Consider the following 16,751-nt stretch of genomic DNA (forward strand, 5'->3'; position numbering starts at 1 on the left):
TCACGGCGCTCACTGACATGCCGCGCGCCGCAGGTTGATCGCGGGGCCGGCTAGCCGTTAGACTCGCTGGGCGCAAACTGCGTCGAATCATCCGCACGCTGCACTCTCACACACCCCTGGCACGCCGACTCCGGTCGATCCATGTCAGCGAGATGCGGCCCGAGAAATGCCCAAAACGGAGCAACCACTACATGACAATCGTAACGACCAAGGCACCCAAGCAGGTCGCCATCAACGACATCGGATCTGCTGAAGACTTCCTTGCCGCGGTCGAAAAGACTCTCAAGTTCTTCAACGACGGAGACCTCATTGAGGGCACCGTCGTCAAGATCGACCGCGACGAGGTTCTCCTCGACGTCGGGTACAAGACCGAGGGTGTCATCCCCTCTCGCGAACTCTCGATCAAGCACGACGTCGACCCCACCGAGGTCGTCAACGTCGGCGACACGGTCGAAGCCCTCGTCCTCCAGAAGGAAGACAAAGAAGGCCGCCTGATCCTCTCCAAGAAGCGTGCTCAGTACGAGCGTGCCTGGGGAGACGTCGAGAAGATCAAAGACGCCGACGGCGTCGTCACCGGAACGGTCATCGAGGTCGTCAAGGGCGGTCTCATCGTCGACATCGGTCTTCGAGGCTTCCTGCCCGCGTCGCTCATCGAGCTTCGCCGCGTGCGCGACCTCACGCCGTACCTCGGCCAGGAGATCGAGGCCAAGATCCTCGAGCTCGACAAGAACCGCAACAACGTGGTCCTGTCGCGTCGCGCTCTGCTCGAGCAGACGCAGTCCGAGAGCCGCACCTCGTTCCTCAACAACCTCCACAAGGGCCAGGTCCGCAAGGGCATCGTGTCGTCGATCGTCAACTTCGGTGCGTTCGTCGACCTGGGCGGCGTCGACGGTCTCGTCCACGTCTCCGAGCTCTCCTGGAAGCACATCGAGCACGCCTCCGAGGTCGTCGAGGTGGGCCAAGAGGTCACCGTCGAGATCCTCGAGGTCGACCTCGAGCGCGAGCGCGTGTCGCTGTCGCTCAAGGCCACCCAGGAAGACCCGTGGCAGGTCTTCGCTCGTACGCACGCCATCGGTCAGGTTGCTCCCGGCAAGGTCACGAAGCTCGTTCCGTTCGGTGCGTTCGTTCGCGTCGCCGACGGCATCGAGGGTCTCGTCCACATCTCCGAGCTCTCCGCCAAGCACGTCGAGCTCGCCGAGCAGGTCGTGTCGGTCGGCGACGAGGTGTTCGTCAAGGTCATCGACATCGACCTCGAGCGTCGCCGCATCTCGCTGAGCCTCAAGCAGGCCAACGAGGGTGTCGACCCCGAGGGCACCGAGTTCGACCCGGCTCTCTACGGCATGCTCACGGAGTACGACGACCAGGGCAACTACAAGTACCCCGAGGGCTTCGACCCCGAGACCAACGAGTGGCGCGAGGGCTTCGAGTCCCAGCGCGAGAAGTGGGAGCAGGATTACGCTGCTGCCCAGGCTCGCTGGGAAGCACACAAGAAGCAGGTTGCCGCTTCGCTCGTCGAAGAGGCCACCGCGTTCGAGGCTCCGACCGGTTCGTCCTTCTCGGCCGAGTCCGCTTCGGGTGCCGGCACGCTCGCCGACGACGAGTCGCTCGCCGCTCTGCGTGAGCGTCTCTCGAGCAACAACTAGTCACACCGCCAGCCCCTCGGGGCTAGGCATCCGCAACGGCGGCTCACCCTCGGGTGGGTCGCCGTTCGGCGTTGAGCGGTGCGGCAGTGCGGCAGTGCGGCAGTGCGGCGGTGCGGCGGTGCCACCCTTGGCCGCGCGAGATGGCCGGATCTCCCGGCTCGCGCGCCGATACCCGTGGTCTCGGCCATCTCGCCATCACGGTGGCGGCGACACCGACCAGCCGAGCTCCTCGGGCGGGCACTAGGGTGTTGCTGTGTTCGTAGTAGGGCTGACCGGCGGGATCGCAGCAGGCAAGACACTTGTCTCGACGCGGCTCGCCAGCCACGGCGCGGCGCACATCGACGCCGACAAGCTCGCGCGCGAGGTCGTCGAGCCGGGCAGCGCCGGGCTCCGGGCAATCGCCGAGCGATTCGGGCCGACCGTGCTGAGCGACGACGGTTCGCTCGACCGGGCCGCGTTGGGGTCGATCGTCTTCGCGGATCCTGATGCCCGACTCGCTCTCGAGGCGATCACTCACCCCGCCGTCCGTCAACTGAGCCAGCAGCGCATGCGCGAGGCAGTTGCAGACGACGCCTCCCGGGTCGTGGTGTACGACGTTCCGTTGCTCGTCGAGTCTCGCGGCGCGGGGGAGTTCGACCACGTCGTGGTCGTGCATACGCCGCGTGACGAGCGCATCTCGCGCCTCGTCGACCTGCGCGGAATGACCCGGGCCGATGCCGAACGCCGCGTGGATGCGCAGGCGACCGACGAGGCCCGGCTCGCTGTGGCCGACGACGTCGTCGACTCCTCGACGAGCATCGAGTCGACTCTCGAACAGACCGATCGACTTGCCGAGAGATTGCAGGCTCTTGCCCGCGCGAAGGTGTCTCGACAGTAGGCGGGACGGCCCGAAAATACCCGAGGATCCGACGCCTGTTCGCTCCCAGCACCCCGGGGCCGGCTGCTCGAGTCGGACGAGTGTCGGCGGTCGCTCGTAGACTTGTTCTATGGAACCGACTCGCAGTGTGCGCCCCTTCGAAGTGGTCAGCGAGTACCAGCCGAGCGGCGATCAGCCTGCCGCTATCGCTGAGCTCGCCGGCCGTATCAACGCCGGAGAAACCGATGTCGTCCTTCTCGGCGCGACCGGCACGGGCAAGTCGGCGACCACCGCGTGGCTCGTCGAGCAGGTGCAGCGCCCCACGCTCGTCCTCGCCCACAACAAGACCCTGGCGGCCCAGCTCGCCAACGAGTTCCGTGAGCTCTTCCCGCACAATGCAGTCGAGTACTTCGTGTCGTACTACGACTACTACCAGCCTGAGGCGTACGTGCCTCAGACCGACACCTTCATCGAGAAAGACTCCTCGATCAACGCCGAGGTCGAACGGCTGCGTCACTCGACGACCAACTCGCTCCTGAGCCGACGCGACGTGATCGTGGTCTCGACCGTCTCCTGCATCTACGGTCTCGGCACCCCCGAGGGGTACATGGAGGCGATGATCGCCCTCCAGGTCGGTATGTCGATCCCGCGCGACCAGCTCGTTCGGCGATTCGTGGCGATGCAATACCAGCGCAACGACATCGACTTCTCCCGTGGCAACTTCCGCGTGCGAGGCGACACGATCGAGATCATCCCGATGTACGAAGAGCTCGCGATTCGCATCGAGATGTTCGGCGACGAGATCGAGGCGCTGTACTACCTGCATCCCCTCACGGGTGATGTCGTCCGCACGATCGACGCGGTCTCCGTGTTCCCCGGGTCGCACTACGTGGCGGGCACCGACGTCATGCATCGTGCCATCGGCACGATCAAAGAGGAGCTCGCCGAGCGGCTCGCCGAGCTCGACAAGCAGGGCAAGCTGCTCGAGTCGCAGCGGCTGCGCATGCGCACCACGTTCGACCTCGAGATGATGGAGCAGATCGGCTTCTGCAACGGCATTGAAAACTACTCAGCGCACATCGACGGCCGTCAACCGGGCGAGGCTCCGCACTGTCTGCTCGACTACTTCGCCGACGACTTCCTCGTGGTCATCGACGAGTCGCACGTCACCGTGCCCCAGATCGGTGCCATGTACGAGGGCGATGCCTCACGCAAGCGCACCCTCGTCGACCATGGCTTCCGCCTTCCGAGCGCGCTCGACAACCGCCCTCTCAAGTTCGAGGAGTTCCTCAACCGCGTCGGCCAGAAGGTCTACCTGTCGGCGACCCCGGGGCGCTACGAGCTCGGCATCACCGACAGCGTCGTTGAGCAGATCATCCGCCCGACCGGTCTCATCGACCCCAAGATCATCGTCAAGCCGTCCGAAGGCCAGATTGACGACCTCCTTGAAGAAATCAAGATCCGGGTCGACAAAAACGAGCGGGTGCTCGTCACAACCCTGACGAAGAAGATGTCCGAAGAGCTCACCGACTTCCTTACCGAAGCCGGTGTCCGGGTGCGGTACCTCCACTCCGACGTCGACACGCTTCGTCGCGTCGAGCTCCTGACCGAGCTCCGCCAGGGCGTCTACGACGTCCTGGTCGGCATCAACCTTCTTCGAGAGGGCCTCGACCTTCCCGAGGTGTCTCTCGTCGCGATCCTCGACGCCGACAAAGAGGGCTTCCTGCGATCGTCGACGTCGCTCATCCAGACGATCGGCCGCGCAGCCCGCAACGTGTCGGGTGAGGTGCACATGTACGCCGACAAGATGACCGATTCGATGGCTCAGGCTCTCGACGAGACCGAGCGGCGCCGCGACAAGCAGATCGCCTACAACCTGGAGCGTGGCATCGACCCGCAGCCGCTCCGCAAGAAGATCGCCGACATCACCGAGATCCTGGCCCGGGAGGGCGCCGACACGGCCGAGCTCCTCGCTGGCCGGCAGGGCTCCAAGCGGGCCCCGACGCCGAACCTGCGCCGTGAGGGGAAGGCCGCTGCCGCCGCTGGCGGTATCGAATCGATCATCGCCGACCTCAACGACCAGATGCTCCAAGCCGCAGCTGAGCTGAAATTTGAATTGGCCGGGCGTCTCCGCGACGAGGTCGCCGAGTTGAAGAAAGACCTTCGCGGCATGGAGGCGGCCGGGCATGTCCGCTGAGTCCGACGACGGGTCGCCGAGGCGACGCGTCGTCGTCACGGGGGCAAACGCCGGTCTCGGGTATTTCGTGACCGAGCAGCTTGCCGCCACGGGAGTGACCGTCGTGATGGCGTGCCGTGATCGGGGCCGGGCCGAGACTGCCGCCTCCCTCGTACGCGAGCGCGTTCCCGGAGCCGATCTCGAGATCGTCGTCGCCGACCTCGCCGACCTCGACTCGGTCCGCCGGGCCGCTCTCGAGATCCGGTCCGGGGGAGCGGTCGACACCCTCGTGGCCAATGCCGGAGTCGTTGGTTCACGGAAGCGCGCCACTACGGCCGACGGTTTCGAGCTGCAGTTCGGTACGAACCACCTCGGGCACTTTGCTCTGATCGCTCACCTGCTCCCCGACCTGGCGGCCGCGGACGCGGGGCGGATCATCCACCTCGGCAGCATCAGCCACCGGTGGGTCCGGCTCGACCTCGACGATCCCATGATGGTGAGCCGCTACCGCAACTATGCGGCCTACGCCCGATCGAAGCTTGCTGTCATGACGTTCGGGTTCGAGCTCGACCGCCGTCTCCGCGAGGCGGGTTCATCGGTTCGAAGCATCGTCGCCCACCCCGGCTTCGCCCTCGAAAACCTCACCGAGCAGCGCCCCGGCATCGTCCGGCGGCGATGGCTGCCCGCACCCGTCGTGGGGCCCATGCGCACGGTTTCGCAGGGCAAAGACCAGGGCGCTCGCCCGCTGACGCTGGCGGCGACGGGCGCCGACGTCGCCGGCGGGGAATACTGGGGGCCAGATGGGTGGTTCCAGCTCACCGGCGCTCCCGCGGTCGTTCGGGCCAAGAAACACGCCCGCAACCGGAGGGTGGCAGCGCGGCTCTGGAACCTCTCCGCCCGTCTCACCCGCCTGCAGCCCGCGATCGGCTGAGCCTCCACTTTTTCTCACCCCCGCCTCACGAAGGCCCCCTCCCTAGAATGGACAGAGTGTCGATTTCACCCGCCAACAAGGCCGCCAGCGTGTCTCAGAAGCGTGACTCCACGAACCAGGGTTCCCAGAAACAGGGTTCCGAGAAGCGCGATGGCGCTCCCACCGGCATCGAGGGCAGCGACATCACCGCCGTCGACTTCAGCACCGTTCACGCGAGCATCGCCGATCCCGGTGACGTTTCGACTCTGAGCGTTCAAGGCGCCCGCGTCCACAACCTCCAGAACGTCGATCTCGCCATCCCTCGAGACTCGCTGGTTGTCTTCACGGGCCTGAGCGGATCGGGCAAGTCGTCCCTCGCGTTCGACACGATCTTCGCCGAGGGGCAGCGACGCTACGTCGAGTCGCTCTCGGCCTACGCTCGTCAGTTTCTCGGCCAGGTCGACCGACCCGACGTCGACTTCATCGAGGGCCTGAGCCCTGCCGTGTCGATCGACCAGAAGTCGACGAACCGCAACCCGCGCTCGACCGTCGGCACGATCACCGAGATCTACGACTACATGCGCCTTCTCTGGGCGCGCATCGGCGTGCCCCACTGCCCCGTCTGTGGTGAGCCGATCGCCAAGCAGAGCGTGCAGCAGATCGCCGACCAGCTGATGACCCTTGAGAGCGGGCGCCGCTTCCAGGTGCTCAGTCCGATCATCTCGCAGAAGAAGGGCGAGTTCGTCGACCTGTTCAAAGAGCTCGCGTCGTCGGGCTACTCCCGTGCGATCGTCGACGGCGAGCAGATCCAGCTGAGCTCGCCGCCCAAGCTCAAAAAGCAGATCAAGCACGACATCTCCGTCGTCGTCGACCGCCTCGTCTCTTCCGACGACATGCTGCAGCGTCTCACCGACTCGCTCGAGACCGCACTTCGCTTGACCGACGGCCTCGTGACGATCAACTTCGTCGACGAGGTCGGCACGGCCGCCTACCGGACGTTCTCCGAGAAGCTCTCCTGCCCGAACAACCACCCGCTTCAGCTCACCGAGATCGAACCGCGTACTTTCTCGTTCAACGCCCCGTTCGGCGCGTGCCCCGAGTGCTCCGGCCTCGGTACGAAGATGTCGGTCGACTCCGACCTCCTCCTTGGCGACGAAGAGCTCAGCCTGGCCGAGGGCGTGATCCTGCCCTGGACCCAGTCGGGCAAGGGCCTCTACAACTACTTCCAGAAGCTCCTCGAGGGCTTGGCGGGCGACCTCGGCTTCAAGCTGAAAACCCCCTGGCGCGATCTGTCTCCCGAGGTGCAGAAAGCCGTGCTCGAGGGCAACGACTTCGAAGTGACCGTTCGCTACCGCAACCGCTTCGGCCGCGAGATGAAGTACTCGACCGGCTTCGAGGGTGTCATGCCCTACATCGAGCGCAAGTACGCCGAGGCCGAGAGCGACTCGCAGCGCCAGCGCTACGCCAGCTACCTGCGCGAGATCCCCTGCGTCGTCTGCAAGGGCAAGCGCTTGAAGCCCGAGGTCCTGGCTGTGCTGGTGAACGGCCACAGCATCGCCGACGTCTCCGAGCTCAGCCTCACCAACTCGTTCGCCTTCATGAACGACATCGAGCTCACCACCCGAGAGGCGCGCATCGCAGCTCAGGTGCTCCGAGAGATCCGCGTGCGACTGGAGTTCCTGCTCGAGGTCGGCCTGACGTACCTCTCGCTTTCGCGGTCGGCCGGTTCCCTCTCCGGTGGCGAGGCCCAGCGCATCCGTCTGGCGACCCAGATCGGCTCCGGCCTGACCGGCGTGCTCTACGTGCTCGACGAGCCGTCGATCGGTCTGCACCAGCGCGACAACCGTCGGTTGATCGACACTCTCGTGAAGCTGAAGAACCTCGGCAATACGTTGATCGTGGTCGAGCACGACGAAGACACCATCCGCACCGCCGACTGGATCGTCGACATCGGCCCCGGAGCGGGCGTCAACGGCGGCACGGTCGTGCACTCGGGGAGCTACGAGGCGCTCCTCGCCAACACGTCGTCGTACACCGGCGACTATCTCGCGGGGCGACGCTCCATCGCGACGCCGACGAAGCGCCGCCCGATCGACAAGAAGCGCATGATCACCGTGGTCGGCGCGCGGGCCAACAACCTCGTTGATGTGACGGTCGACTTCCCCCTCGGAACCTTTGTCGCGGTCACCGGGGTGAGCGGTTCCGGAAAGTCGTCGCTGGTCAACGACATCCTCTACAAGGTCCTCGCCAACAACTTGAACGGCGCTCGTCAGATCCCCGGCAAGCACACTCGGGTCACCGGCCTCGACAACCTCGACAAAGTCGTGCATGTCGACCAGGCCCCGATCGGCCGCACCCCGCGGTCGAACCCGGCCACCTACACCGGTGTCTTCGACAAGATCCGCAACCTCTTCGCGGAGACGGTCGAGGCGAAGGCCCGCGGGTATCTGCCGGGCCGGTTCAGCTTCAACGTCAAGGGCGGGCGCTGCGAGAACTGCGCGGGTGACGGCACCATCAAGATCGAGATGAACTTCTTGCCCGACGTCTACGTCGCCTGCGAGGTCTGCGGCGGAGATCGCTACAACCGCGACACCCTCCAGGTGCACTACAAGGGCAAGAACATCTCCGAGGTGCTCGACATGCCGATCAGCGAGGCCGCCGAGTTCTTCGCCCCGATCAGCTCGATCTCGCGGTTCATGTCGACCCTGGTCGACGTCGGTCTCGGCTACGTCCGACTCGGTCAGAGCGCCACGACTCTCTCGGGTGGCGAGGCGCAGCGCGTCAAGCTCGCGACGGAGCTGCAGAAGCGCTCTAACGGTCGAAGCATCTACGTGCTCGACGAGCCCACGACGGGCCTTCACTTCGAAGACGTCCGCAAGCTCCTGCTCGTGCTGAACGGCCTCGTCGAGAAAGGCAACACGGTCATCACCATCGAGCACAACCTCGACGTGATCAAGTCGGCTGACTGGCTGATCGACATGGGCCCCGAGGGCGGTGCCGGCGGTGGTCGTGTGCTGGCGACGGGCACCCCCGAGCACCTCGCGACGGTCCCCGAGAGCCACACGGGTCGATTCCTCGCCGAGATCCTGTCGATGCCGAGGGGCGAGATTCCCGCACCGGCGAAGAAGGGGTCGATCGACGCCGCGGCGGGCCCCAAGGCGAAGGGACGCCCGCGCACCAAGGCCCTGGCGAAGTAGGCGGCGATGTCGAACACTGTCTCCTGGCGCCCCAAGGCGAGCGATATTCCCACCGAGCCCGGTGTGTATCGATGGCGCGACGAGCGCGGTCGAGTGCTCTACGTCGGCAAGGCGAAAAATCTCCGAGCCCGACTGAGCAACTACTTTGCTCCGCTGCCGTCTCTGCACGAGCGGACTCGACGAATGGTGCTCACTGCCAGGAGTGTCGAGTGGACCACCGTCGGCACCGACATCGAGGCACTCCAGCTCGAGTACACCTGGATCAAGGAGTTCGACCCGCCCTTCAACGTCAAGTTCCGTGACGACAAGTCGTATCCGTTCATGGCGATCACGCTGGCCGATGAGGCGCCCCGCGTGATGGTGACCCGCAACACCCGCATCAAGGGCGCCAAGTACTTCGGCCCGTTCCCGAAGATCTGGGCGGTGCATGACACCATCGACCTGATGATCAAGGTCTTCCCGATCCGCACCTGCTCCGACTCGAGCTACAAGAAGGCCATGGAGACCGGCAAGCCCTGCTTCCCGGGTCAGATCGGGCGGTGCGGCGGCCCGTGCTCCGGGCGGGTGACGATTGACGAGCACCGCGTGATCGTCGACGAATTCGTCCGCTTCATGGGCAGTTACGACCGTCGAGTGATCGCCGACCGACAGAAGCAGATGAAGCTCGCGGCCGAGGAGTTTCGTTACGAAGACGCCGCGAAGTATCGCGATCAGGTCGGCGCCCTCGAAGCGGTCCTCGAGAAATCGGCCGTGGTGCTTCGCGACTCGGTCGACCTCGACCTCTTCGCGGTGGCGGAAGACGAGCTCGCCGCGGCGGTTCAGCTCTTCACGGTCCGGGGCGGTCGCATCCGCGGTGCACGAGCGTGGGTGATCGACAAAGAGATCGAGATCTCGACCGGAGACATCGTCGAGCAGGCTCTGCAAGACGTCTACGCCGCCGGTGCCGAGCTCCCGCGTGAGATCGTCGTGCCGACCCTGCCCGACGACTCCGAGGCTCTCGAGGTCTGGCTCTCGAACCTCCGGACGACCGGCAGCACAGACGGTCGAGTCCGAGGGCGTGTGGCTCTGCACACACCTCAGCGAGGCGACAAGGCCAATCTCATGCAGACGGCGTCCAACAACGCCGGCCAGGCCCTGATGCTCTACAAGACCAGGCGCAGTGCCGACTTCGCCACCCGTTCGACGGCTCTGGCCGACATTCAAGAGGCTCTCGGCATGGGCGACGCACCGTTGCGGATGGAGTGCTACGACGTGTCGCACCTGCAGGGCACCAACATCGTCGCGTCCATGGTGGTCTTTGAAGACGGCCTGCCTCGCAAAGACCAGTACCGCCGCTTCAGCATCCCCTCTTCGACCGACGACACCGAGTCGATCTACCAGACGCTCACACGGCGCCTGGCGCGACTCGACGACGAGACGGCACCGGTCGAAGAAGTGGGGGAGCAGCGCAAGCGCTTCGCGTACCGCCCCAATCTCCTCATCGTTGACGGTGGCCAGCCCCAGGTCGCAGCCGCGCAGCGCGCGATGGACGACCTCGGCGTGACCGGGATTCAGCTCTGCGGCATCGCGAAACGACTCGAAGAGATCTGGCTCCCCGACGACGACTTCCCGGTCATCCTGCCTCGCAACTCCGACGCGCTGTTCCTCATCCAGCGGATCCGCGACGAGGCGCACCGGTTCGCGATCACGTTCCAGCGACAGAAGCGCAAGCGCGACATCTCGAGTCAGCTCGCCGAGATCCCCGGATTGGGCGCCACCCGCGTCAGTGTCCTCCTCAAGCACTTCGGGTCGGTGGCGCGCCTCAAGAAGGCCACGGCCTCCGACATCTCCGAGGTAAAGGGCATCGGTCCGAGGCTCGCGGCGAGCATTGTCGAGACGCTGGGCACGGCGTCGCAGCCGGCCACCTCAGAGACCGAACCGGAAGACCACGACGAGCTTCAGGATCCTGCGCTGTCGCCTTCAACACGAGAGACTGTGTGATGCGCGGCCCGGGTAAGCTCGCCCCGTCGTCGAGAAGCCAGCGAGAGGCCCGGCCGTGAGTGAAACCACCGAACAGCAGGACGTCCTGATCGTCACCGGCATGTCGGGAGCGGGGCGGTCGACGGTCGGAAACGCGCTCGAAGACCTCGGCTGGTACGTCGTCGACAATCTTCCTGCGCAGATGCTGCGACCGCTGATCGACCTGGCTGAGCGGGCCGGCGACTCCTTGCCGAAGATCGCGGCCGTCGTCGATGTGCGTGGCGGGCGGCTCTTCTCCGAGGCGCAGGAGGCCGTCCGGGCATTACAGGAGTCCATGCCCACGAAGGTCCGGGTGCTGTTCCTGGATGCGACCGATGCGGCGCTCGTGCGCCGGTTCGAGCAGGTCCGCCGACCGCACCCGCTTCAGGGCGACGGCACCCTTCTCGATGGCATCCTGGCCGAACGAAGCCGAATGGAAGAGCTGCGGGAGTCGAGCGACATCGTCGTCGACACCTCCGAACTCAACATCCACCAGCTCGCCACCGTCATCACCGAGCGCTTCGCCGCACCCGAGACTCCGGGCGTGCAGGTGACGGTGCTCAGCTTCGGATTCAAGTACGGCCTGCCGACCGACGCCGACATGGTCGGCGACGCACGATTCCTGCCCAATCCTTTCTGGGTGCCTGAGCTCCGGCCGCAGAACGGCCTCGACAAGGCAGTCAACGAGTATGTGCTGGGCCAACCGGGAGCCCGCGAGTTCGTCACTGCTTTCGGTGCTGCGCTCGAGCCGGTCATGGCCGGCTATCAGCGCGAAAATAAGAGACACGCTACGATCGCCATTGGCTGCACGGGCGGAAAACACCGATCGGTGACCCTCGTCGGAGAGCTGGCCGCGCACCTGCGCGAGCTCCCCGGAGTAGCCGTCAGCGTCAAACACCGCGACCTCGGTCGAGAGTGAGACGGTGATCTCCTCCTGACCGCGACAACCCGGCTCAGGGCCACCACCCGGGCATGATGCCCATGGCCAGAACCCTCGGCCATCCACCTGTTCGATCGAGCAGACCGCCATGGCGGCCACCACCCCGGCCGCCCACTCCGACCACGTAAGGAACCACCCTTGGCTCAGACCGCCGACGTCAAAGAAGAACTCGCCCGCGTGGAGGTCTCGAAGACCACGGTGCGGGCCGCCGAAGTGGCCACGGTTCTTCGCTTCGCCGGTGGTCTCCACGTGATCTCGGGGCGCATCGCCGTCGAAGCGGAACTCGACAGCGCGCTGCTTGCCCGGCGAGTCCGCAAAGATCTCGCCGAGCTCTACGGTGCCCGGAGCGACGTCTCTGTCGTCGCCGCCACCGGCCTGCGCCGCACCAGCCACTACCTCGTCCGCGTGCACGAGGCCGGCGAGACCCTCGCACGACAGACCGGCCTCATGGACGCCCGCCGACGTCCTGTCCGCGGCCTCCCGAACCGTCTCACCACCGGCTCCCGCGAAGACCTGGCGGCGATCTGGCGCGGTGCCTTCCTCGCCCAGGGCAGCCTGACCGATCCCGGTCGCTCCGCCGCCCTTGAGGTGATCTGCCCCGGCAACGAGGCGGCTATGGCTCTCGTCGGCGCGGCCGGTCGCCTCGGCATCGCCGCGAAAGCCCGCGAGGTCAGGGGAGTGCATCGCGTCGTGATCCGCGACGGCGAAGCCATCGGCGCCATGCTCAAGCAGATGGGTGCTGCCAAGAGCGTGAGCGACTGGGAGGCCCTCCGTCAGCGACGCGAGGTGCGCGCCACGGCCAACCGCCTCGTCAACTTCGACGACGCCAACCTCCGACGCTCGGCCCAGGCCGCAGTCGCCGCCTGCGCTCGTGTCGACCGTGCGATGGAGATCCTCGGGCCCGACATCCCCGACCACCTCAAATACGCCGGAGAGCTCCGCCTCGCTCACCGCGACGCCAGCCTCGACGAGCTCGGCCACCACGCCGACCCGCCCATGACCAAAGACGCGGTCGCCGGTCGCATCCGACGCCTCCTCGCCATGGCCGACAAGAAGGCCGCCGACGAGGGTATCCCCGGTACCGAAGCGAATCTGCCGGCCGACCTCGATCTCGACTGAACTTATTTGGCCGGCGGTGGTCGGGTGGCGCCGCCGCGAGAGTGCGCAAATCGGCCCCTGCCGAAGCTGCAGACGACCATATGGGCACTGTCGAGGTACCTCGGGTGCCGGGCAGACGGGGATCCAGCACACGTGTGGCGGATCCTGCGCTCCTGGCCCGTCGGCCGCCCCGAGCGTGTCGGAGACCAGCCGCCCTGGCCAATACCGACCGGATCAGCACGACGTTTCCTGAACGTTCGCGTCAGGCCCGATCATCGTTATCTGAGCCGTCACTAGACTGAAATGACCGCGATAGCTAGGAGACCACGATGGCTGAATACACTCTTCCCGACCTTGCCTACGACTACTCGGCCCTCGCGCCGAGCATCTCGGGCCGCATCATGGAGCTGCACCACTCCAAGCACCACCAGACCTACGTCACCGGCGCGAACACCGCGAACGCCGCCCTCGCCGAAGCACGCGAGACCGGCAACCTCGCGAACGTCAACAAGCTCGAGAAAGACCTCGCGTTCAACGCTGTTCGACCAGCAGGGCAACGTGCCCTTCGGCCTCGTGCCGCTGCTGATGCTCGACGTGTGGGAGCACGCGTACTACCTCGACTACCAGAACGTCCGCGCTGACTACGTCAAAGCGTTCTGGAACATCGTCTCGTGGGAGAACGTCCAGGCCCGCTACACCGCCGCGACCACCAAAACCGACGGCCTCCTCGTCTTCTAAGACCCGCTGTCGGGCCCCTGCGCTACTGTCGTAGAGGCCAAAAGCCGTCATTTTCAGCATCTAGCCCCACCCACGTGCGTCTTTTGACGCCTGACAACCTGGAGTTCCATTGAGCGTCAAGATCGGCATCAACGGCTTCGGCCGCATCGGCCGTAACTACTTCCGCGCCGCCCTCGCCAAGGGCAGCGACCTCGAGATCGTCGCGGTCAACGACCTGACCGACAACGCAGCCCTCGCCAACCTGCTCAAGTTCGACTCGATCACGGGCCGCCTCGACGCGACCGTCGAGCTCGACGGCGACAGCATCGTCGTCAATGGCAAGCCCATCAAGGTCCTCGCCGAGCGCGACCCCGCCAACCTGCCCTGGGGCGAGCTGGGCGTCGACATCGTCATCGAGTCGACCGGTTTCTTCACCAAGGCCGCCGACGCGCAGAAGCACATTGACGCGGGTGCCAAGAAGGTCATCATCTCCGCTCCCGCCACCGGCGACGACATCACGATCGTCCTCGGCGTCAACGAGGGTCTGTACGACCCCGCCTCGCACAACATCATCTCGAACGCGTCGTGCACCACGAACAGCCTCGCGCCGCTGATGAAGGTGTTCCTCGACAAGTTCGGCGTCGAGCGCGGTCTGATGACGACGGTTCACGCCTACACGGCCGACCAGAACCTCCAGGACGGCCCGCACAGCGACCCTCGTCGCGCCCGTGCCGCCGCTCTGAACATCGTCCCGACCTCGACCGGTGCGGCCAAGGCCATCGGCCTCGTCATCCCGGAGCTCGCCGGCAAGCTGGATGGCTACGCGCTTCGCGTACCCGTGCCCACAGGCTCGATCACCGACGTGACGCTCGAGACCTCGACGCCCGTCACTGTCGACCAGATCAACGCTGCGTACAAAGAAGCTTCCGAGGGCGACCTCAAGGGCATCCTGCTCTACTCCGAAGACCCGCTGGTGTCGAGCGACATCCGCACCGACCCGCACTCGTCGATCTACGACTCGGGCCTGACCAAGGTCATCGGCAACATGGTCAAGATCACGTCGTGGTACGACAACGAGTGGGGCTACTCCAACCGTCTCGTCGACCTCGCCGAGTACGTGGCCGCGAAGCTCTAGTCCCGTTCACCCGCTGCACCTCGACAAGATCTAGGCATATGGCTCTTCGAACCCTCGATTCCCTCGGAACCCTGTCCGGCAAGCGCGTCATCGTCCGTTGCGACTTGAACGTCCCGTTGAAAGACGGAACGATTACCGACGACGGGCGCGTGCGCGCCTCGCTTGGCACTCTGAACACCCTGATCAATGCCGGCGCTCGCGTCGTCGTCATCTCGCACCTCGGTCGACCCGACGGCGAGGTCAAGCCCGAATACAGTCTCGCTCCGGTCGCCCAGCGGCTCAGCGAACTGCTCGGCAAGTCGGTCGGCTTCGCGCCGGAGACGACCGGCCCGGCGACGACCGCCGCTGTCGGCTCACTCGCCGACGGGCAGATCATCGTGCTCGAGAACCTCCGGTTCCAGGCAGCAGAGACCTCGAAGAGCGACGACGAGAGGAAGGCCTTCGCCGAGCAGCTTGCAGCTCTCGGCGAGGCCTTCGTCTCGGACGGCTTCGGTGTCGTCCACCGCAAGCAGGCAAGCGTCTACGATCTGCCGCAGCTCCTGCCGAGCGCGGCCGGAACCCTCATCGAGACAGAGCTCGACGTGCTCGAGCGCCTCACCGAGAAGCCCGAGCGCCCCTACTCGGTCGTGCTCGGCGGCTCGAAGGTCTCCGACAAGCTCGGAGTGATCGAGCACCTCCTGCCACGTGTCGACAACCTCCTCATCGGAGGCGGCATGCTGTTCACGTTCCTGGCGGCTCAGGGCCACTCCGTGGGCAAGAGTCTGCTTGAGACCGACCAGCTCGATCGCGTTCGCGGCTACATCCGCGACGCCGAGGCTCGCGGCGTCAATCTCGTGTTGCCGACCGACGTCGTCGTCGCATCCGGATTCGCTGCCGACGCCGACCACGAGACGGTCGCATCGGACGCGATCGAGTCGACCCGCTTTGGCGCGGACGGCCTCGGGCTCGACATCGGCCCCGACACGGCGTCGGCTTTTGCTGACGTCATCGCCGCGTCGAAGACCGTTTTCTGGAACGGTCCCATGGGCGTGTTCGAGTTCGACGCTTTCGCCGCCGGTACGAAGACGGTTGCTCAGGCGCTGACCGAGGTCGATGGCCTGGGCGTCGTCGGGGGCGGCGACTCGGCTTCAGCCGTGCGGGCTCTCGGCTTCACCGACGATCAGTTCGGCCACATCTCCACCGGTGGTGGCGCAAGCCTCGAATTCCTCGAGGGAAAGAAACTGCCTGGCCTGGAGGTCCTCGGATGGTAACCGCACGCACCCCGTTCATCGCCGGCAACTGGAAGATGAACCTCGACCACCTGCAGTCGATCGCGTTCGTCCAGAAGCTCGCGTGGAGCCTCAAAGACGCCAAGCACGACTTCGCGAAGGTCGAGTCGGCCATTTTCCCGCCGTTCACCGACCTCCGTAGCGTCCAGACGCTGATCGACGCTGACAAGCTCGAACTCGAGCTCGGTGCCCAAGATCTCTCCGACAACGACTCGGGTGCCTTCACCGGCGACATCTCAGGAGCCTTCCTCGCTCGACTCGACGTGAAGTACGTGATCGTTGGGCACTCCGAGCGCCGCACGATCCATGGCGAGACCGACGAGGTCGTGGCCGCCAAGGTCGCCGCGGCACACCGTCACGGCCTCGTACCGGTGCTGTGCGTCGGCGAGACCGCAGAAGACCTCGAAAAGCACGGGCCGAGCGCTGTGCCCGTCGCGCAGCTGAAGGCGGCACTGGCGTCCGTTCCGAAGACCGCCGAGATCGTTGTGGCCTACGAGCCTGTCTGGGCAATCGGCTCCGGTCAGGCCGCGACTCCTGACCAAGCTCAGCAAGTCTGCGCAGCCCTTCGAGCAACGCTGGTCGACGAGTTGGGGGCCGATGCTGCCGCCTCGACGAGGGTTCTCTACGGTGGCAGCGTCAAGGCGGCGAACATCGCCACCTTCATGCGCGAACCCGACGTCGACGGCGCACTTGTCGGTGGCGCGAGTCTCGACATCACCGAGTTCGCGAGCATCGTCCGCTTCCAGAACCACGTCGGAGTCTGAAACTCCCCGGTCGCGGGCTATAATTGCTGACGGCCCGCCCCTCGAAAGG

General features: G+C 65.7%; 11 protein-coding genes and 1 pseudogene. All 12 read left to right on the forward strand.

What is annotated here, in order from left to right:
• Nucleotides 1-191: 191 nt before the first annotated feature.
• The 12 genes and pseudogenes from rpsA (at nucleotide 192) to tpiA (ending at nucleotide 16,702) form a co-directional block, all read left to right on the forward strand.
• Nucleotides 192-1,643, forward strand: a complete 1,452-nt coding sequence (rpsA, locus tag VH571_RS05360; RefSeq protein WP_055957825.1) for a 30S ribosomal protein S1 — start codon at nucleotides 192-194, stop codon at nucleotides 1,641-1,643.
• A gap of 253 nt (nucleotides 1,644-1,896) precedes the next feature.
• Complete coding sequence (gene coaE / locus VH571_RS05365) at nucleotides 1,897-2,520, forward strand: dephospho-CoA kinase (RefSeq protein WP_423263643.1); 624 nt, start codon at nucleotides 1,897-1,899, stop codon at nucleotides 2,518-2,520.
• A 109-nt stretch (nucleotides 2,521-2,629) separates the two neighbouring features.
• A complete protein-coding gene (gene uvrB / locus VH571_RS05370; RefSeq protein WP_055957819.1) occupies nucleotides 2,630-4,696 on the forward strand; it encodes an excinuclease ABC subunit UvrB in 2,067 nt (688 codons plus the stop codon).
• A complete protein-coding gene (locus VH571_RS05375) occupies nucleotides 4,686-5,606 on the forward strand; it encodes an SDR family NAD(P)-dependent oxidoreductase (RefSeq protein ID WP_423263644.1) in 921 nt (306 codons plus the stop codon). The genes uvrB and VH571_RS05375 overlap by 11 nt, the downstream gene beginning before the upstream one ends.
• Nucleotides 5,607-5,662: 56 nt before the next feature.
• Nucleotides 5,663-8,782 carry an excinuclease ABC subunit UvrA gene (gene uvrA / locus VH571_RS05380; protein ID WP_423263645.1) on the forward strand — a complete coding sequence of 1,040 codons (3,120 nt, stop codon included), beginning with the start codon at nucleotides 5,663-5,665 and terminating at the stop codon, nucleotides 8,780-8,782.
• 6 nt (nucleotides 8,783-8,788) lie between these two features.
• Complete coding sequence (uvrC, locus tag VH571_RS05385) at nucleotides 8,789-10,762, forward strand: excinuclease ABC subunit UvrC (protein WP_423263646.1); 1,974 nt, start codon at nucleotides 8,789-8,791, stop codon at nucleotides 10,760-10,762.
• Between the two features lie 55 nt (nucleotides 10,763-10,817).
• Nucleotides 10,818-11,699 carry an RNase adapter RapZ gene (gene rapZ / locus VH571_RS05390; protein ID WP_055957812.1) on the forward strand — a complete coding sequence of 294 codons (882 nt, stop codon included), beginning with the start codon at nucleotides 10,818-10,820 and terminating at the stop codon, nucleotides 11,697-11,699.
• A gap of 159 nt (nucleotides 11,700-11,858) precedes the next feature.
• Nucleotides 11,859-12,839, forward strand: coding sequence for a DNA-binding protein WhiA (gene whiA, locus VH571_RS05395; RefSeq protein ID WP_055957811.1), 981 nt, complete (start codon nucleotides 11,859-11,861; stop codon nucleotides 12,837-12,839).
• 308 nt (nucleotides 12,840-13,147) lie between these two features.
• Nucleotides 13,148-13,556 (forward strand): annotated as a pseudogene (locus VH571_RS05400) (superoxide dismutase).
• 109 nt (nucleotides 13,557-13,665) lie between these two features.
• Nucleotides 13,666-14,670 (forward strand): type I glyceraldehyde-3-phosphate dehydrogenase, encoded by a 1,005-nt coding sequence (gene gap / locus VH571_RS05405; RefSeq protein WP_055957807.1) that lies wholly within the window; start codon nucleotides 13,666-13,668, stop codon nucleotides 14,668-14,670.
• Nucleotides 14,671-14,708: 38 nt separating this feature from the next.
• A complete protein-coding gene (locus tag VH571_RS05410; protein ID WP_423263647.1) occupies nucleotides 14,709-15,920 on the forward strand; it encodes a phosphoglycerate kinase in 1,212 nt (403 codons plus the stop codon).
• Entirely contained in the window at nucleotides 15,914-16,702 is a 789-nt protein-coding gene (gene tpiA, locus VH571_RS05415; protein ID WP_055957802.1) for a triose-phosphate isomerase, read from the forward strand. Before VH571_RS05410 ends, tpiA begins: the two co-directional genes overlap by 7 nt.
• Nucleotides 16,703-16,751 lie beyond the last annotated feature (49 nt).

Origin of the sequence: Frondihabitans sp. 4ASC-45 (assembly GCF_049472575.1) — a bacterium.
Taxonomy (GTDB): domain Bacteria; phylum Actinomycetota; class Actinomycetes; order Actinomycetales; family Microbacteriaceae; genus Frondihabitans.